Source organism: Pseudomonas sp. GNP014, from assembly GCF_054344005.1.
The window spans coordinates 1277314-1293600 of record NZ_JBTGUS010000001.1 but is presented as its reverse complement, the minus strand read 5'-3'; the positions used below and the strand labels follow the sequence as shown (position 1 = coordinate 1293600).

Sequence of the window (16287 nt, the reverse complement as noted above, 5' to 3'; positions counted from 1 at the left end):
GTTTCACTGAGAAACCGCAGCGCCTGCTTCGCGAGCAAGCTCGCTCCCACAGAGATTCAGGTGGAGGCTGAAAATCATGGCTGACTCGATCTCGCTGAAAAAACTCGTCACCCGGCTGCTCGGGGTCGTGGTAGCAATGTTTGTCTTCGGCTTTGCCCTGGTGCCGATCTACGACGTGATGTGCAAGGCCTTCGGCATCAATGGCAAGACCGCCGGGCAGTACGAAGGCGAGCAGGTCGTCGATACCTCACGCCAGGTGCGCGTGCAGTTCCTGTCGACCAACACCGCCGATATGCCATGGGACTTCTACCCCAAGCATGACGAACTCACCGCGAACCCAGGCGCGGTCAACGAGATGATTTTCATCGCGCGCAATCCCACCGACAAACCGATGAGTGCGCAAGCCGTGCCGAGCATTGCGCCCAGCGAGGCGGCGGCATATTTCCACAAGACCGAATGTTTTTGCTTTACCCAGCAGGTGCTGCAGCCCGGTCAGCAGATCGAGATGCCGGTGCGTTTCATCGTTGACCGCGACATGCCCAAGGACGTGAAGCACCTGACGCTGTCCTACACGCTGTTCGATATCACCGCCCGACATCCTCCGGTGGCTGTAAACACTGGCGGTTAAGCGTGCCCGATAAGGAGAACAATAAATGGCAACTCATGAGCACTATTACGTCCCGGCCCAGAGCAAGTGGCCGATCATCGCCACCTTCGGCATGGTCATCACCGTGTACGGCCTGGCGACCTGGTTCAACGATCTGAAGGCGGCACGACCGGAATCCCACGGGCCGTACATCTTTTTCGTCGGCGGGCTGTTGCTGGCGTACATGCTGTTCGGCTGGTTCGGCGCGGTGATCAAAGAAAGTCGCGCCGGGCTGTACAGCTCGCAACTCGATCGCTCGTTCCGCTGGGGCATGAGCTGGTTCATCTTCTCCGAGGTGATGTTCTTCATCGCCTTCTTCGGCGCGCTGTTCTACGTGCGGCACATCTCCGGCCCGGCACTGGGGGGCGAAGGCCCGAAAGGCATCGCGCACATGCTCTGGCCGAACTTCCAGTTCACCTGGCCGCTGTTGCATACGCCGGACCCGAAACTGTTCCCGCCGCCCAAGGAAGTCATCAGCCCGTGGGGCCTGCCGCTGATCAACACAATTCTGCTGGTCAGCTCCAGCGTCACCATCACCATCGCCCACCATGCCTTGAAAAAGGGCCATCGCGGCGCGCTGAAAATCTGGTTGGCGATCACCGTGTTGCTGGGCTGCGCGTTCCTCGGCTTCCAGGCTGAGGAATACATGCACGCCTACCACGAACTGGGCCTGACCCTCGGCTCGGGCATTTATGGCGCAACGTTCTTCATGCTCACCGGGTTCCACGGTGCGCACGTGACCATCGGCACGATCATTCTGTTCGTGATGCTGATGCGCATCATGAAGGGCCATTTCGACAACGAGCACCAGTTCGGTTTCGAAGCGGCGAGCTGGTACTGGCACTTCGTCGACGTGGTGTGGATCGGCTTGTTCATCTTCGTTTATGTGCTTTGACAACAGCCGCAAGCGGCAAGCTGCAAGCCTCAAGCTCAAAGCGGTAGAGCTTCTAACTTGTAGCTTGTAGCTGACCGCTTGCAGCTACCACGTAACGTGGGACACCAGTTGGCCGCTGTAAAAGCCCCAGGCGATCAAGCCGACGGTGATGGCGGCCAATGCCACCCGAACACTCAAGGCGATGACCAGGCGATTCGAGCTGCTGTCGTCCTTGACCAGGAAAAACAGGCCGCTGAACAGGCTGATCACCGTGGCAATCAGCAGCACGACAATGGCTGCTTTGAGCATGGGAAGACTCCGGGGGACAGGCGATGCAGTTGAGTATAGCGATCGCGACGACTGACTTTGTGGCGCGGCCATGAAGCGCTTTCACCCGGGCGTGATACCGACCGTGGTGGTGGCGCTGTTGCTGCCGCTGCTGGTGTCGCTGGGCTTCTGGCAACTGGGCCGGGGTGCGGAGAAAACCGCCCTGCTTGCCAGTTATGCCGAACGCCGCGCCGCCGCGCCGATGGCCAGCAGCGAATTACTGCACAGCACCGACCCGGCCTATCGCCGGGTGCATCTTTACGGCCAGTTCGATGGTGGCCACAGCCTGCTACTCGACAACCGTCAGCGCAACGGCAAGGTCGGCATCGAGCTGCTGCAACCGTTTCAGGACCGCGCCACGGGTCTTTGGCTACTGGTCAATCGTGGCTGGCTGCCGTGGCCGGATCGCCGCGTCCCCCCGCAATTCAACACCCCGGCCGAGGCACTGAGTCTCGATGCCTGGGTCTACGTCGCCCCCGGGGCGACCTTTCAGTTGCACGCCGACCCGGCCAGCAGCACCTGGCCGCAAACCATCACCGCCGTCGAGCCGGCCAGGCTGTGGAAAACCCTCGACCGCGACGGTTTCGCCTACGAACTGCGCGCCGAACCCGGCCCTGCCAGCTATGAGGCCGACTGGCCGGTGGTCGCCATGGGCCCGGAAAAACACCTCGGTTACGCCGTGCAATGGTTTGCCATGGCCACCGCCCTGCTCGGTCTCTACATCTACCTTGGATTGCACAACGCAAAGGAGAAACACCATGGGAACGGCCATGAATCCACCCAGCATGTCTGAGGCAAAAACCCCGGCCAGCCGTCGTCGTGGACGGGTCCAGCTGCTGCTGATTCTGCTCGGCGTGATCGGCCCGATGATCCTCGCCACCGGCATGTACAAATTGCAGTTCTGGGTGCCGGAAGGGCGCAGCTACCACGGCGAACTGATCGGCAACGGCCAGTCCCGCGCCGACCTCGGTGTGCAGGCCGATGAACAGCGCTGGCAGATGCTGGTGACCGCACCCAGGGACTGCGCGGTCGATTGCCAGCAACTGGTGTACCTCGCCCGGCAGATCCAGATCGGCCTCGGCCGCGATGCCGGACGCGCCAGCCACGCCCTCGCCGCCGCGCAACCGCTGGGCGCCGACTACGAAGCCAAGCTGAACCGCGAATACCCACAGCTGCAACGCTACCCGCTGGACGCCGCCACCTTCAGCAAGACCACCGGCGACAAGGCCACGCCGCAGCTGTGGATCATCGACCCGCACGGCAACCTCGTGCTGCGCTACGACCCGAGTGTGAAGGGCAAGGACTTGCTCAACGACCTGCGCCACCTGCTGAAACTGTCGAACATCGGATAAGGGCATCGTCATGGCCAAACCTGGATTTCGCCTCGCGCTGTTTGCCACCCTGCTGGCACTGATCGTCGTGCTGCTCGGCGCCTACACCCGCCTGACCCACGCCGGCCTCGGCTGTCCGGACTGGCCGGGCTGTTACGGTTTTATCAGCGTGCCGAAAAGCGAAGCCCAACTGGCCCATGCCGAACTGCATTACCCCGACTCGCCGGTGGTGGCGCACAAGGGCTGGAACGAGATGATCCACCGCTACTTCGCCGGGACCCTCGGCCTGCTGATTTCGATTCTGGCCGGACGCGCCTGGGTCAATCGCCGGCATCCGGGACAGCCGCTGAAGCTGCCGCTGTTTCTGCTGGCGGTGGTGTTCGCCCAGGCAGCGTTCGGCATGTGGACGGTGACGCTCAAACTCTGGCCGCAAGTGGTCACCGGGCATTTGCTCGGCGGCTTCGCGACATTGAGCCTGTTGTTCCTGCTGACCTTGAGACTCTCCGGCGTGCTGCCGGCGCTGACCGTGCCCAGGCGTTTGCAGTATTGGGCGACGGCGGGACTGTTGCTGGTGATCGGCCAGATCGCGCTGGGCGGCTGGGTCAGTTCCAACTACGCGGCGGTGGCCTGCATCGACTTTCCGACCTGCCACGGTCAATGGCTGCCGCCCGCTGATTTTGCCAACGGCTTTCACCTGACCCAGCACATCGGCCCGAATTACCTCGGCGGCCAGCTCGACAGCGATGCGCGCACGGCAATCCACCTGACCCACCGCATCGGCGCGTTGCTGGTGACGCTGGTGCTGCTCGGGCTGGCCTGGCAACTCAGAGCCGTCGGCATGACCCGGCTCGCCGGGCTGGTGCTGGTCGCCCTCGGCGCACAAATCACCCTCGGCATCAGCAACGTGCTGTTCCATCTGCCGCTGCCGGTGGCGGTGGCGCACAACGCCGGCGGTGCGGCGCTGCTGCTGACGATGGTGCTGGTCAATTACCACGCACGGACCAGTCTGGTTCGGGTCAAACAGCCGGTGCTCGCACGCTGGCGCCTCAGCCCGCGTAAACACGTGGCGGCGCCCATCACCATTAAAGGAGAAACGCCATGGCGCTTCTGATCGGCGAACGTCCCGCGCAAGCGCTGTGGCGTGACTATCTGGAGCTGACCAAACCGAAAGTGGTGGTGCTGATGCTCATCACCTCTCTGGTCGGCATGTTCCTCGCGACCCGTGCCGGGGTGCCGTGGACCGTGCTGGTGTTCGGTAACCTCGGGATCGCCCTGTGTGCCGGCGGTGCGGCGGCGGTTAACCATGTGGTGGACCGGCGCATCGACGCGGTGATGGCGCGCACCCACAAGCGGCCATTGGCTGAAGGCCGGGTATCGCCGGCTGCGGCACTGACCTTTGCCTTGGTCCTGGCGCTGCTCGGCCAGGCCTTGTTGCTGACCTTCACCAACCCGCTGACTGCCTGGCTGACCCTCGCCTCTCTGCTCGGCTACGCGGTGATCTACACCGGTTTCCTCAAGCGCGCGACGCCGCAGAACATCGTCATCGGCGGCCTCGCCGGCGCCGCCCCGCCACTGCTTGGCTGGACCGCCGCCACCGGTCATGTCAGCGCCGAACCGTTGCTGCTGGTGCTGATCATCTTCGCCTGGACCCCGCCGCACTTCTGGGCGCTGGCAATCCATCGTAAAGAGGAATACGCCAAGGCCGACATCCCGATGCTGCCGGTGACCCACGGCGAGCATTACACCAAAGTGCACATTCTGCTCTACACCTTTGCGCTGTTGGCGGTGAGTCTGCTGCCGTACGTGATCCACATGAGCGGCGTGCTGTATCTGCTGTGCGCCCTCGCGCTGGGCGCAAGGTTTCTGCAATGGGCCGTGGTGCTGTACCGTGGCACTCGGCCGCACGCGGCGATCAACACCTTCAAGTACTCTATTTATTACTTGTTCTTGTTGTTCATCGCCCTGCTCGTAGACCACTACTTACTGTTGAACTTATGACTCGAACCCAGAAAACCGTCTTCATCCTCGTCGCCGTGATCGCGCTGATCCTGGGACTTACCGTCAACAAAGTGCTGAGTGGCAAGGGCCAGGGCGACCCCACTGCGCTGATCGACGCCGGCATCATCCTGCTGCCGCAGAGCCGCACCCTGCCGGGCGTGACCATGACCAATCAGGATGGCCAACCGGTCGCCATCGACGAGTTGAAAGGCAAGTGGAGCCTGCTGTTCTTCGGCTACACCTTCTGCCCGGACATCTGCCCGACCACCCTCGCCCAACTGCGCCAGATCAAGAGCGAGTTGCCCAAAGACGCTGTGGACAAGTTGCAGATCGTACTGGTCAGCGTTGACCCGAACCGCGATAACCCGCAGCAGTTGAAGCAGTACCTGGGCTACTTCGATCCGCAGTTCATCGGCCTGACGCCGAAGTCGATCGAAGAGCTGCAGAAGGTCGCCAATGCGGTGAGCATTCCGTTTATTCCGGCCGATACCAGCAAGCCCAACTACACCGTGGATCACAGCGGCAACCTGGCGGTGATCGGGCCGGACGGGACGCAGCGCGGGTTTATTCGGGCGCCGTTGAACAACGCCAAACTGGTCGCGCAGTTGCCGGTGATGCTCAACCGCAAATAAACGCCGAAGAGCGAAAAGCCCCTCTCCCTCTGGGCGGTCCGACGTTTCGGGAGGGCTGGGGTGAGGGGAAGCTTCACAGCAGGTCCAAAGCCAGACACAAAAAAGGGGACGCTCATAGCGTCCCCTTTTTCGTTGCAGCAATCTAAATCAGAACGCCGGCAATACCGCGCCTTTGTACTTCTCGGTAATGAACTTCTTCACTTCCGGGCTATGCAGGGCAGCCGCCAGTTTCTGCATCGCGTCGCTGTCCTTGTTGTCCGCACGGGACACCAGGATGTTCACGTAAGGCGAGTCGTTGCCTTCGATCACCAGCGCATCCTTGGATGGATCGAGCTTGGCTTCCAGCGCGTAGTTGGTGTTGATCAGCGCCAGATCGACCTGGGTCAGCACGCGCGGGATGGTCGCGGCTTCCAGTTCACGGATCTTCAGGTCTTTCGGGTTCTCGGCGATGTCTTTGACAGTCGACAGAATGTTCTTCGAATCCTTCAGCTTGATCACGCCCGCCTTGTCCAGCAGCAACAGCGCACGGCCGCCGTTGGTGGCGTCGTTCGGGATCACCACGTTGGCGCCGCTTGGCAGTTCATCGAGCTTCTTGTACTTGTTCGAGTACGCACCCAATGGCTCCAGGTGCACGCCGGTCACAGCGACCAGGCTGGTGCCCTTGGCCTTGTTGAACTCATCGAGGTACGGCTGGTGCTGGAAGAAGTTGGCGTCCAGACGCTTTTCGGCGACCTGTACGTTGGGCTGAATGTAGTCGGTGAACACCTTGACCTTCAGATCCACGCCTTCTTTGGCCAGCGCCGGTTTCACGAACTCGAGGATTTCCGCGTGCGGCACCGGGGTGGCGGCAACGGTCAGGGTTTCTGCAGCGTGGGCCGAAAAAGCGGCTACGGCAGCGAAAGCAGCGATCAGTTTTTTCATTCAGCTAACTCCTTTTCAAAGCGCCCGTGTGGCGCCTGCCAGCGAATGGCCGGCTCATCTCTTGATTTACAAAAACCGGTTATTTGCGCGAAAAATGCACGACCAGTCGATCACCGACCATTTGCAGCACTTGCACCAGAATCAGCAGCAACACCACGGTGACGATCATCACGTCAGTCTGGAAACGCTGGTAGCCGAAACGGATCGCCAAGTCACCCAGACCACCAGCACCGACCACACCGGCCATCGCCGTGTAGGACACCAGTGTAATCGCCGTCACCGTAATCGCCGCGAAAATGCCCGGACGGGCCTCTGGCAGCAAGGCGTTCATGATGATCTGCCGGGTGGTCGCGCCCATCGACTGAGTGGCTTCGATGATGCCGCGATCGACTTCACGCAGTGCGGTTTCCACCAGACGCGCGAAGAACGGGGTCGCCCCCACCACCAACGGCGGAATCGCCCCGGCCACGCCCAGCGAGGTGCCGGTGATCATCACGGTGAACGGGATCATCACGATCAACAGAATGATGAACGGCAGCGAGCGCAGGATGTTCACCGCCAGCGACATGATCGCGTAGACCACCCGGTTTTCCAGCAACTGGCGCGGGCTGCAGAGAAACAGCAGCACACCCAGCGGCAGGCCGAGCAGAACGGTGAACAACAGCGAACCACCGAGCATCATCATGGTGTCGTTGGTGGCCAGGCCGATTTCCAGCCAGTCGATGTTCTGGAAGAACAGCTTGATGGCTTCTACTGCGGCGTCGTAGTTCTTGATTGCAGCGTCGTACATTTCCATTAACGCAGCACCTCCATGTGAACGTCAGCGGCGGCGAAACGGGCGAAGGCCGCTTCCATGTCGCCACCGGTGACGGCGAGGGTCAATTGCCCGTAAGGAATGTCTTTGATGCGGTCGATGCGACCGGCGAGGATGCTGTAGTCGACCCCGGTTTCCCGGGCGACGGTACCGAGCAACGGCGCGTAAGTCGCTTCGCCCTGGAAGGTCAGGCGGACGATGCGGCCCGGCACGTGAGCGAAGTCATCACGCTGCTCGTTTTCGTCGATCTGCTCGCTTTCCTGCACAAAACGCTTGGTGGTCGGGTGCTGCGGATGCAGGAACACATCGGCCACCGAGCCTTGCTCGACGATCACGCCAGCGTCCATTACCGCCACTTGGTCGCAGACGCGACGGATCACGTCCATCTCGTGGGTGATCAGGACGATGGTCAGTTTCAGTTCGCGGTTGATCTCGGCCAGCAGTTGCAGGACCGACGCGGTGGTCTGCGGGTCAAGGGCGCTGGTGGCCTCGTCGCACAGCAGAATCTTCGGTTTGGTCGCCAGGGCGCGGGCGATGCCGACGCGCTGTTTCTGGCCGCCGGACAATTGCGCCGGGTACTTCTTGGCGTGATCGGACAGGCCGACCCGCGCCAGCAACTCGGCGACGCGCTGATTGATCTCGCTGGTCGACAGTTCGCCGGCCAGGGTCAGCGGCAGCGCGACGTTGTCGGCCACGGTCTTGGAGGCGAGCAGGTTGAAGTGCTGGAAGATCATCCCGACTTGCTGGCGGAAACGGCGCAGGCCGTTGGCGTCCAGCGCGGTGACTTCTTCGCCGTCGACGAAAATCTTGCCGCCGCTGGAGTCTTCCAGGCGATTGATCAGACGCAGCAGGGTACTTTTTCCCGCACCGGAATGGCCGATCAGGCCGAACACCTGACCGTTTTCAATCGCAAGACTGGTCGGGTGCAGGGCGGGAATGTCCTTACCGGCGACGCGGTAAGTTTTGTGGACGTTTTGAAACTCGATCACGTAGCGAACCTTGTGGGGCGCGTTAGAAAAGGATCAGCGGTTAGCCGGGCGCGCATTTTAGCCTGTCCGTATAGAGGTTCTTAGCATTTATTTCGCAATTAACCTTCGATTTGGCAATAACAAGATCAAAGGTCATAAAAAAGGAACGCCCAAAACCCTCGTCAGTCATTAGGTAAGCGACTTGAAAACCCTGGGTGCCGTGCCCGGGAACCACTCAAGAGTCCCCGCACTTATCGGGGTCAATCGAGGAGTTTACGTCTGATGAGCAGCAAGAAACCTACGACCGACAAAAGCCAGATGGCCGGAACCGATACCAAGGATCGCGCCAACACCAACGCCAAACTCGACAGCCTGGAGACCTTTCGTTCCGACGCCACCGGCCAGGCCCTGCGCACCAACCAGGGGGTGAAGGTCGCCGACAACCAGAACACCCTGAAGGCCGGCCCACGCGGGCCGTCGCTGCTGGAAGACTTCATCATGCGTGAGAAAATCACGCACTTTGACCATGAGCGAATCCCGGAGCGTATCGTCCACGCCCGCGGTACCGGCGCGCATGGTTTCTTTCAGGCCTACGAGAACCATTCGACACTGACCAAGGCCGGTTTCCTGCAGGATCCGGGGAAAAAAACCCCGGTGTTCGTGCGTTTTTCCACCGTACAGGGGCCTCGCGGCTCCGGCGATACCGTGCGTGACGTGCGTGGTTTCGCGGTGAAGTTCTTCACCGACGAAGGCAATTTCGACCTGGTCGGCAACAACATGCCGGTGTTTTTCATTCAGGACGCAATCAAGTTCCCCGACTTCGTCCACGCGGTGAAACCCGAGCCGCACAATGAAATCCCCACCGGTGGCTCGGCTCACGACACGTTCTGGGACTTCGTATCCCTGGTGCCGGAATCGGCGCACATGGTCATCTGGGCGATGTCCGACCGGGCGATCCCGAAAAGCCTGCGCAGCATGCAGGGCTTTGGCGTGCACACCTTCCGCCTGGTCAACGCCGAGGGCAAATCACGCTTCGTCAAATTCCACTGGCGCCCTACCGCCGGCACCTGCTCACTGGTGTGGGACGAAGCGCAGAAACTCGCCGGTAAAGACACCGACTACCACCGTCGCGACCTCTGGGAAGCCATCGAGATGGGCGATTACCCGGAATGGGAGCTGGGTGTGCAGATCATCGAGGAGGAAAACGAGCACGACTTTGATTTCGACATCCTCGACCCGACCAAACTGATCCCCGAAGAAATCGTGCCGATCACCCCGCTGGGCAAGATGACCCTCAACCGTAACCCGGACAACTTCTTTGCCGAGACCGAGCAGGTCGCGTTTTGCCCAGGCCACATCGTGCCCGGCATCGACTTCTCCAACGACCCGCTGCTGCAAGGTCGACTGTTTTCCTACACCGACACGCAAATCAGCCGACTCGGCGGGCCGAATTTTCATGAGCTGCCGATCAACCGCCCGGTGGCACCGTTCCACAACGGTCAGCGCGACGCGCAGCACCGCACGGTGATCGACAAGGGTCGTGCATCCTACGAACCAAACTCGATTGATGGCGGCTGGCCGAAAGAAACCCCGCCGGCGGCGCAGGACGGTGGCTTCGAGAGCTACCCGGAACGCATCGACGCGAACAAGATCCGCCAGCGCAGCGAATCGTTCAGCGACCACTTCTCCCAGGCGCGGCTGTTCTTCAACAGCATGAGTGAGCACGAGAAGGAACACATCATCGCCGCCTACAGCTTCGAACTGGGCAAGGTTGAGCGGGAGTTCATCCGCGCGCGGCAAGTGAACGAGATTCTCGCCAACATCGACCTGGAACTGGCTAAACGCGTCGCGGCCAATCTGGGCCTGCCGGCGCCGGGCAAAGGCACGGTCGAGGTGCGCAAAACCTCATTCGATCATTCGCCGGCGCTGAGCCAGGCCAATCTGCTGCCAGAAAACATCAAGACCCGCAAAGTGGCGATTCTTGCCGCCAACGGCGTCGATGGTGCGGCGATTGATGCGATGAAGAAGGCCTTGGCGGCTGAAGGTGCACACGCCAAATTGCTCGGTCCGACCTCGGCCCCGGTGAAGACTGCCGACGGCAAAACCCTGGCGGTGGATGCATCAATGGAAGGCATGCCTTCGGTGATCTTCGATGCGGTGTTCGTGCCGGGTGGCGCGGCGTCAATCAAGGCGTTGAGCGGCGATGGCGTGGCGTTGCATTACCTGCTGGAGGCGTACAAGCATCTGAAGGCGATTGCGCTGCACGGCGAGGCCGAACAGTTGCAGGATCTGCTGAAGCTGGAAGCGGATGCAGGGTTGCTGCAGGGCAAGGATGTGAAAGCGTTGACCAAACCGTTCTTTGCCGCGATCGGGCAGCATCGGGTTTGGGCGCGGGAGCCTAAGGCGAAGGCCGTTCCGGCTTAAAAGCTTCGTTGGCTGAAAGGACGCTTTCGCGAGCAAGCTCGCTCCCACAAGGGATCTCTGGTGAACACAGATTTTGTGTCAGGCCCAAGATCAAATGTGGGAGCGAGCTTGCTCGCGAAGCTTTTAAGGTTTACGCGGACTCAAGACCATCTGCGCCGGTACTGTGCGCAGAGTTTGCTTCACAATCTTCAGATCAAAATCCGGGTTCAACTTCTTCACCCGCTTGGTCAGCAGAGTCGCCAGCCACGGATAGTCATCGGTACGCGGCGCCTGAATGCTCACCGCACACTCGTAATTCACCACATCGGCGGCGATCGCATCCAGTTGCCGGCGAAGTTTGCGGCTATCGGTGATGTTCAGCGCCACCGTGGTGCTCTCGGCGGTCGGGTCGATCACCTTGGCTTTCGGTTTGGCTTCGGCAGCGAGCAGTGCGGCTTCAGCTTTTTCCAGCTCGGCTTTGCGGGCTTCGGTGATGGCGCCGTTGACGCCACCGGTCAGCGCCGGAGCCTTGGGCATCAGGGCGCGGGCACGGCTCAGCGCAGTGGCGGCGGCATTCACGTCGCCTTTCTGCAACACGATCTGACTACGGCGCAGGTAGGCTTCGGCCAACTGCCGCTGGTATTGCTCAAGGGACTGATCGTTGGGGCTCTGTGCCTGCAAGGCGGCCAGTTGGTCTTCGGCGGTGGCCAGTTCGCTGCTGGCCAGGCTTTGCTCCAGCTGTGCGATGGCCGTGGCCCGCGCGTCGGGGACTTCAGCCACCGGCGGCGTGCTTTGGCAGGCGCCCAGCAGCACGGAAAATGCGACAAGGAGCAGATAACGGGAGGCGAACGGCTTCATTCCTGCGACTCTCTAATTGCGCAAAAAGCGAGCAAGTCTACACCCCTCGACGGGGCAGAACAAAACTCAGCAGAAACAGTGCGGCCGCCGTCACAACGATTGACGGCCCGGCCGGGGTGTCCTTGAACCACGACAGTGCCAGCCCGCCACACACGGCGAGCATGCCCAGCAGGCTCGCGCCCAGCGCCATCTGCTCCGGCGAGCGGGCGTGACGTTGTGCCGCAGCGGCCGGGATGATCAGCAGCGAGGTGATCAGCAACACCCCGACGATTTTCATCGCCACCGCAATCACTACTGCGATCAACAGCATCAACGCCATACGCAGGCCCGCCACCGGCAGGCCTTCGACTTTGGCCAATTCTTCATGCACGGTGATCGCCAGCAATGGCCGCCACAGCGTCACCAGCAACACCAGCACCGCCGCGCTGCCGCCGAGGATCCACGCCAGATCGGTCGGACTGATCGCCAGCAGGTCACCGAACAGATAGGCCATCAGGTCGATCCGCACTTCATGCATGAAGCTTAGTACCACCAGGCCGAGAGAGAGCGTACTCGGCGCGAGAATTCCCAACAGCGTGTCGGACGCCAGCGGCTGGCGCTGTTGCAAGGTCACCAGCAAAACCGCCAACAACAGGCAACCGACCGTCACCGCCACCGCCGGGCTGACATCCAGCAGAAAGCCGAGCGCCACACCGAGCAGTGCGGCGTGGGACAAGGTGTCGCCGAAATACGCCATGCGCCGCCAGACCACGAACGAGCCAAGCGGACCCGCGACCAGCGCCAGCGCCAGACCTGCAAGCAGGGCATACAACAGAAAATCAGCCATGCTTGCAGTGGTCTCCGTGAACGTGGGTGTGGCCCGCATCGGGCGCCTTGACCACCGAACCGTGCAGGTCGTGGGCGTGGTCGTGATGGTGGTGATAGATCGCCAGGCTTGGCGCATTCTTGCCGAACAGCTCGACGAACGCCGGATCGCCGCTGACCTGCTCGGGATGCCCGGAGCAGCAGACATGACGGTTGAGGCAGACCACCTGGTCGGTGGTGCTCATGACCAGATGCAAATCGTGGGACACCATCAATACGCCGCAGCCGTGACGGTCGCGCAGCCGGGTAATCAGGCTGTACAGCTCGGCTTGGCCGGCAACATCGACGCCTTGCACCGGCTCATCGAGCACCAGCAACTCCGGCTCGCGCAGCAGCGCCCGAGCCAACAGCACGCGCTGCATTTCACCGCCGGAAACGCTTTGCACCGGACTGTCGATGACGTGTTCGGCACCGACTTCCTTGAGCGCCGCCAGTGCACGCGGACGGTCTACGCCGGGCACCAGGCGCAGGAAGCGCAGCACCGAGAGCGGCAAGGTCGGATCGACGTGCAGTTTCTGCGGCATGTAGCCAACGCGCAGTTTCGGCTTGCGCCAGACGCTGCCACTGTCCGGTTTCAGCAGGCCGAGCACGGCGCGCACCAGGGTGGTCTTGCCGGCACCGTTGGGGCCGATCAGGGTGACGATCTGCCCCGGCTCGACGCTCAGTTCGATATTGTCCAGCACCGCCTGCCCGGCAAACGTGACGGCGACGTGCTGAAGACGGATCAACGGGTTGCTCATCAAGCCCCCTGGCAACCGGAGCACAGGCCGACCACTTCGACAGTCTGGGTTTCGACGATGAAACCGACATCCCTGGCGCTGTTGATGATCGCGTCGCTGATCACTTTTTGTTCAAGCTCGATCGCCGCGTGGCAGTCGCGGCAGATCAGGAACTGGCCCTGATGCGCGTGCTCGGGATGCACGCAACCGACGAAGGCGTTAAGCGAAGAGATACGGTGCACCAGGCCGTTTTCCAAGAGGAAATCCAGCGCGCGGTACACGGTCGGCGGTGCGGCGCGACGACCGTCCTGCTCGCTCAACACCGCGAGAATGTCGTAGGCGCCCAGCGGCTTGTGGCTCTGCCAGACCAGTTCCAGCACCCGCCGGCGCAACGCAGTCAGGCGCAGGCCTTTCTGGGCGCACAAGGCATCGGCCTCGGTCAGTGCGCTGTGCACGCAATGAGAGTGGTCGTGGGGACGGCTGGCAATCGGTGTAATAGGCATGGGCGGCGACGAGTTTTGATAGAGACGTTATTATGTTACCCGTTCTCGCCTCCTTGAGTGGTCATCGTGTCCCGACTTTTTTCTGTTTTTGTGGCGTTTGTCGCCAGTTTTCTGCTGATCGGTTCGGCTCAGGCCGAGGTCAAGGTCCTCACCAGCATCAAACCGTTGCAACTGATTGCTGCGGCAGTGCAGGACGGTGTGGCCATCCCGGAGGTGCTGCTGCCGCCGGGTGCTTCGCCGCATAACTACGCGCTGCGCCCGTCCGACGTGCGCAAGGTGCAATCAGTCGATCTGCTGTACTGGATCGGCCCGGACATGGAAGGTTTCCTGCCGCGTGTACTGAACGGGCGGACCCTGCCGAGCGTAGCGGTGCAGGACCTGCCGGGCATGAAACTGCGTCGTTTCGCCGAGGACAGCCACTCCCACGCCGAAGACGCCGACGAGCATGATCACGATCACCGCCCGGGCACACTGGACGCGCATTTGTGGTTAGCGCCGGTCAACGCGCGGGTCATTGCCGAGAAAATGGCCGCCGACCTCAGCGCTGCCGATCCGGCCAACGCCGAACGCTATCAGAGCAACGTCAAGGCGTTTGATGAGCGTCTGGATGCATTGGATCAGCGTTTGAAGAAGCGTCTGGCCAGCGTTGAAGGCAAGCCGTACTTCGTCTTTCACGAGGCGTTTGATTACTTTGAAGAGGCTTATGGCCTGAAGCATGCCGGTGTGTTCAGCGTAGCCGCCGAAGTGCAGCCCGGTGCGCAGCATGTTGCGGCGATGCGCAAGCGCTTGCAGGAAGTGGGCAAGACTTGTGTGTTCAGTGAGCCGCCATTGCGTCCGCGTCTGGCCGAGACTTTGGTGGCTGGCCTGCCAGTGAAACTGGCGGAGCTGGACGCGCTGGGCGGATACACCCCGGCGACGGCTCAGGGCTATGAGCAGGTGCTGGAGAAGCTGGGCAATGATCTGGCAGGGTGCCTGGAATCGCTGTAACCCGGGCATCGGTATTGCCCCCATTCGCGAGCAGGCTCGCTCCCACAGGATCGCCGAAACCCTGTGGGCGCGAGCCTGCTCGCGAAGCTTTTAAAGGGCAAAAGGCAACGGTGTATTGACCTGCTGCCGCTGCGCCAAGCGCTGCTCGAACTCCTTGGGATCGTGAATCAGCACGTCCTGCCCGGCAAACTGCTCCGCCGCGATCAATCGCGACAGCCAGAACCGCACACACGCCACGCGCAGCAGGGTCGGCCACAACTCAGCTTCCGCCGCCGTGAATGGTCGCAACGCGGCATAAGCGCCAAGAAATGCCCGAGCTCGCGGGCCATCAATCAGGCCGTCCTCGTCCGAACACCAGTCATTCAAGGCAATCGCCACGTCGTACAGCATCGGCCCCGAGCAGGCGTTGTAGAAGTCGATCAGCCCGGTCAGGTGCGTGCCTTCGAACATCGCGTTATCGCGGAACAGGTCGGCGTGAATATTCGCCCGAGGCAAGGCGAGAATCCGCTCTTTCTGCACGGTGATTTCATCCAACGCCTTGTGCAGCAGCGCACGCGGGGCATCGCTCAGGTGCGAGAGAAATTCGGTGCCCTCCTCCAGCATCCAGTCCAGGCCACGATCGGTCTTGCGCTTGATCATGCGCTCGCCCTGGGTCGCCAGGTGCAGATGTGCCTGCAACTCGCCGACCTGCGCGCAATGCTGCGCGTTGGCGACCTTGATGTGCTTGCCCGACAGACGTGGCTGCAACAGCGCCGGCTTGCCCTTCAGCTCACGCAGCGCCACGCCGTCGGTGGTGCGCAGTGCGTAAGGCACCGGCAGATCGGCCTCGTGCAGGACGTCGAGCAAGTCGATGAAGAACGGCATTTCCTGCACCGGGCCACGCTCGACCAGGGTCAGGACGAACTCGCCCTGCTCCAGGCTGATAAAGAAATTGGTGTTTTCACTGCCGGCGGCAATCCCCTGGAAATCAAGCAGACGGCCAAGCCCGTAAGGGGCGAGAAAGGTTTCCAGCTCGGGCCGAGCCAGGGGGGTGAACACAGACATGGTTAAAAACTGCTCAGTTCGGGCGCCGCCAGCACAGCGGCGCCGATTAAAGTTAAGAGACTACTTCCATTCGAAAATCTTCCACGACGGAATCAGCATATCCGGCTGATCCGAGCGGATGAAGTTTGCATCGGTACCGTCCGCACGCACCAGAAAATAGGGCGGGAATCCTTTCTTGGTGACCTTGATCGCATACAGGAAACCGTTCTGACGGTACTCCTGGATGGTCTTGTCACCCTCGGTACGGATGGTGACTTCCGGGTCCGCTGACGGCGCATCATCCGCCGCGATCGCAACCAGCGGTGAGACAGCAATCAAACTGACCAGCAGCAAGCGATTTAACGTACGCATGATAACCTTGTCCCTTTGTCGTCAACGGTCCCGCTATTCTAGCGCCG

19 protein-coding genes are annotated in these 16287 nt (G+C 61.5%); 9 read left to right on the top strand and 10 right to left on the bottom strand.

Translation table 11 applies throughout. The features are described 5' to 3' along the window. The first annotated feature begins 76 nt into the window (after positions 1-76). Together ACXX9E_RS06010 and ACXX9E_RS06005 are read left to right on the top strand one after the other, a co-directional pair. Positions 77-628 carry a cytochrome c oxidase assembly protein gene (locus ACXX9E_RS06010; protein WP_128615043.1) on the top strand — a complete coding sequence of 184 codons (552 nt, stop codon included), beginning with the start codon at positions 77-79 and terminating at the stop codon, positions 626-628. A gap of 25 nt (positions 629-653) precedes the next feature. After that, on the top strand, positions 654-1541 hold the full coding sequence (locus tag ACXX9E_RS06005) for a cytochrome c oxidase subunit 3 (protein ID WP_128615042.1): 888 nt from the start codon (positions 654-656) through the stop codon (positions 1539-1541). Positions 1542-1625: 84 nt separating this feature from the next. On the opposite strand, the gene ACXX9E_RS06000 is transcribed toward ACXX9E_RS06005, so the two are convergent. Beyond that, the gene (locus tag ACXX9E_RS06000; RefSeq protein WP_123470223.1) at positions 1626-1829 is read right to left on the bottom strand and encodes a twin transmembrane helix small protein; all 204 of its coding nucleotides are present in this window, start codon (positions 1827-1829) and stop codon (positions 1626-1628) included. Between the two features lie 70 nt (positions 1830-1899). Between ACXX9E_RS06000 and ACXX9E_RS05995 the strand changes: the two genes are divergently transcribed. The 5 genes from ACXX9E_RS05995 to ACXX9E_RS05975 are packed head-to-tail and all read left to right on the top strand — an operon-like array spanning position 1900 to position 5808. Then, positions 1900-2640, top strand: coding sequence for an SURF1 family protein (locus ACXX9E_RS05995; RefSeq protein WP_458555156.1), 741 nt, complete (start codon positions 1900-1902; stop codon positions 2638-2640). Continuing rightward, positions 2606-3199, top strand: coding sequence for a PA_0111/PP_0108 family redox-active disulfide protein (locus tag ACXX9E_RS05990; RefSeq protein WP_458555155.1), 594 nt, complete (start codon positions 2606-2608; stop codon positions 3197-3199). Before ACXX9E_RS05995 ends, ACXX9E_RS05990 begins: the two co-directional genes overlap by 35 nt. 10 nt (positions 3200-3209) lie before the next feature. Beyond that, a complete protein-coding gene (locus tag ACXX9E_RS05985) occupies positions 3210-4289 on the top strand; it encodes a COX15/CtaA family protein (RefSeq protein ID WP_222833966.1) in 1080 nt (359 codons plus the stop codon). Further along, on the top strand, positions 4277-5176 hold the full coding sequence (cyoE, locus tag ACXX9E_RS05980; protein WP_123470215.1) for a heme o synthase: 900 nt from the start codon (positions 4277-4279) through the stop codon (positions 5174-5176). The genes ACXX9E_RS05985 and cyoE overlap by 13 nt, the downstream gene beginning before the upstream one ends. Next, positions 5173-5808 (top strand): SCO family protein, encoded by a 636-nt coding sequence (locus tag ACXX9E_RS05975; RefSeq protein WP_102355457.1) that lies wholly within the window; start codon positions 5173-5175, stop codon positions 5806-5808. Before cyoE ends, ACXX9E_RS05975 begins: the two co-directional genes overlap by 4 nt. Positions 5809-5955: 147 nt before the next feature. On the opposite strand, the gene ACXX9E_RS05970 is transcribed toward ACXX9E_RS05975, so the two are convergent. From ACXX9E_RS05970 to ACXX9E_RS05960, 3 genes are all read right to left on the bottom strand, one after another. Then, positions 5956-6729 carry a MetQ/NlpA family ABC transporter substrate-binding protein gene (locus ACXX9E_RS05970; protein ID WP_123470213.1) on the bottom strand — a complete coding sequence of 258 codons (774 nt, stop codon included), beginning with the start codon at positions 6727-6729 and terminating at the stop codon, positions 5956-5958. 79 nt (positions 6730-6808) lie between these two features. Continuing rightward, positions 6809-7519, bottom strand: a complete 711-nt coding sequence (locus ACXX9E_RS05965) for a methionine ABC transporter permease (RefSeq protein ID WP_177490549.1) — start codon at positions 7517-7519, stop codon at positions 6809-6811. A 5-nt stretch (positions 7520-7524) separates the two neighbouring features. Further along, entirely contained in the window at positions 7525-8532 is a 1008-nt protein-coding gene (locus tag ACXX9E_RS05960) for a methionine ABC transporter ATP-binding protein (RefSeq protein ID WP_123470209.1), read from the bottom strand. A gap of 261 nt (positions 8533-8793) precedes the next feature. On the opposite strand from ACXX9E_RS05960, the gene katE reads away from it, so the two are divergent. Then, positions 8794-10935, top strand: a complete 2142-nt coding sequence (gene katE / locus ACXX9E_RS05955) for a catalase HPII (RefSeq protein ID WP_458555154.1) — start codon at positions 8794-8796, stop codon at positions 10933-10935. Positions 10936-11058: 123 nt separating this feature from the next. Here the strand turns inward: katE and ACXX9E_RS05950 are convergent, their stop codons facing one another. Genes ACXX9E_RS05950 through ACXX9E_RS05935 form a run of 4 tightly spaced genes read right to left on the bottom strand, consistent with a single transcriptional unit; the run spans position 11059 to position 13858 of the window. Continuing rightward, the gene (locus ACXX9E_RS05950) at positions 11059-11772 is read right to left on the bottom strand and encodes a PA5502 family lipoprotein (RefSeq protein WP_128615036.1); all 714 of its coding nucleotides are present in this window, start codon (positions 11770-11772) and stop codon (positions 11059-11061) included. A gap of 37 nt (positions 11773-11809) precedes the next feature. After that, positions 11810-12598 (bottom strand): zinc ABC transporter permease subunit ZnuB, encoded by a 789-nt coding sequence (znuB, locus tag ACXX9E_RS05945; protein ID WP_128615035.1) that lies wholly within the window; start codon positions 12596-12598, stop codon positions 11810-11812. Further along, a complete protein-coding gene (gene znuC / locus ACXX9E_RS05940) occupies positions 12591-13376 on the bottom strand; it encodes a zinc ABC transporter ATP-binding protein ZnuC (RefSeq protein ID WP_458555153.1) in 786 nt (261 codons plus the stop codon). Before znuC ends, znuB begins: the two co-directional genes overlap by 8 nt. Then, a complete protein-coding gene (locus ACXX9E_RS05935) occupies positions 13376-13858 on the bottom strand; it encodes a Fur family transcriptional regulator (protein ID WP_123470201.1) in 483 nt (160 codons plus the stop codon). Before ACXX9E_RS05935 ends, znuC begins: the two co-directional genes overlap by 1 nt. A gap of 66 nt (positions 13859-13924) precedes the next feature. Between ACXX9E_RS05935 and ACXX9E_RS05930 the strand changes: the two genes are divergently transcribed. Beyond that, complete coding sequence (locus ACXX9E_RS05930; protein WP_222833968.1) at positions 13925-14845, top strand: zinc ABC transporter substrate-binding protein; 921 nt, start codon at positions 13925-13927, stop codon at positions 14843-14845. Between the two features lie 90 nt (positions 14846-14935). Here the strand turns inward: ACXX9E_RS05930 and ACXX9E_RS05925 are convergent, their stop codons facing one another. Together ACXX9E_RS05925 and ACXX9E_RS05920 are read right to left on the bottom strand one after the other, a co-directional pair. Next, on the bottom strand, positions 14936-15889 hold the full coding sequence (locus ACXX9E_RS05925) for a homoserine kinase (RefSeq protein ID WP_123470199.1): 954 nt from the start codon (positions 15887-15889) through the stop codon (positions 14936-14938). A gap of 60 nt (positions 15890-15949) precedes the next feature. Then, complete coding sequence (locus ACXX9E_RS05920) at positions 15950-16240, bottom strand: DUF2782 domain-containing protein (protein WP_123470197.1); 291 nt, start codon at positions 16238-16240, stop codon at positions 15950-15952. Positions 16241-16287 lie beyond the last annotated feature (47 nt).

What these genes read in the sequence shown, in the direction of transcription:
- ACXX9E_RS06000 (WP_123470223.1), bottom strand. Translation starts at nt 1,829, where the DNA reads ATGCTCAAAGCAGCCATTGTCGTGCTGCTGATTGCCACGGTGATCAGC.
- znuB (WP_128615035.1), bottom strand. Translation starts at nt 12,598, where the DNA reads ATGGCTGATTTTCTGTTGTATGCCCTGCTTGCAGGTCTGGCGCTGGCG.
- ACXX9E_RS05935 (WP_123470201.1), bottom strand. Translation starts at nt 13,858, where the DNA reads ATGCCTATTACACCGATTGCCAGCCGTCCCCACGACCACTCTCATTGC.
- ACXX9E_RS05985 (WP_222833966.1), top strand. Translation starts at nt 3,210, where the DNA reads ATGGCCAAACCTGGATTTCGCCTCGCGCTGTTTGCCACCCTGCTGGCA.
- ACXX9E_RS05990 (WP_458555155.1), top strand. Translation starts at nt 2,606, where the DNA reads ATGGGAACGGCCATGAATCCACCCAGCATGTCTGAGGCAAAAACCCCG.
- ACXX9E_RS06005 (WP_128615042.1), top strand. Translation starts at nt 654, where the DNA reads ATGGCAACTCATGAGCACTATTACGTCCCGGCCCAGAGCAAGTGGCCG.
- ACXX9E_RS05965 (WP_177490549.1), bottom strand. Translation starts at nt 7,519, where the DNA reads ATGTACGACGCTGCAATCAAGAACTACGACGCCGCAGTAGAAGCCATC.
- katE (WP_458555154.1), top strand. Translation starts at nt 8,794, where the DNA reads ATGAGCAGCAAGAAACCTACGACCGACAAAAGCCAGATGGCCGGAACC.
- ACXX9E_RS05995 (WP_458555156.1), top strand. Translation starts at nt 1,900, where the DNA reads ATGAAGCGCTTTCACCCGGGCGTGATACCGACCGTGGTGGTGGCGCTG.
- ACXX9E_RS05970 (WP_123470213.1), bottom strand. Translation starts at nt 6,729, where the DNA reads ATGAAAAAACTGATCGCTGCTTTCGCTGCCGTAGCCGCTTTTTCGGCC.
- ACXX9E_RS06010 (WP_128615043.1), top strand. Translation starts at nt 77, where the DNA reads ATGGCTGACTCGATCTCGCTGAAAAAACTCGTCACCCGGCTGCTCGGG.
- cyoE (WP_123470215.1), top strand. Translation starts at nt 4,277, where the DNA reads ATGGCGCTTCTGATCGGCGAACGTCCCGCGCAAGCGCTGTGGCGTGAC.
- ACXX9E_RS05925 (WP_123470199.1), bottom strand. Translation starts at nt 15,889, where the DNA reads ATGTCTGTGTTCACCCCCCTGGCTCGGCCCGAGCTGGAAACCTTTCTC.
- ACXX9E_RS05920 (WP_123470197.1), bottom strand. Translation starts at nt 16,240, where the DNA reads ATGCGTACGTTAAATCGCTTGCTGCTGGTCAGTTTGATTGCTGTCTCA.
- znuC (WP_458555153.1), bottom strand. Translation starts at nt 13,376, where the DNA reads ATGAGCAACCCGTTGATCCGTCTTCAGCACGTCGCCGTCACGTTTGCC.
- ACXX9E_RS05975 (WP_102355457.1), top strand. Translation starts at nt 5,173, where the DNA reads ATGACTCGAACCCAGAAAACCGTCTTCATCCTCGTCGCCGTGATCGCG.
- ACXX9E_RS05950 (WP_128615036.1), bottom strand. Translation starts at nt 11,772, where the DNA reads ATGAAGCCGTTCGCCTCCCGTTATCTGCTCCTTGTCGCATTTTCCGTG.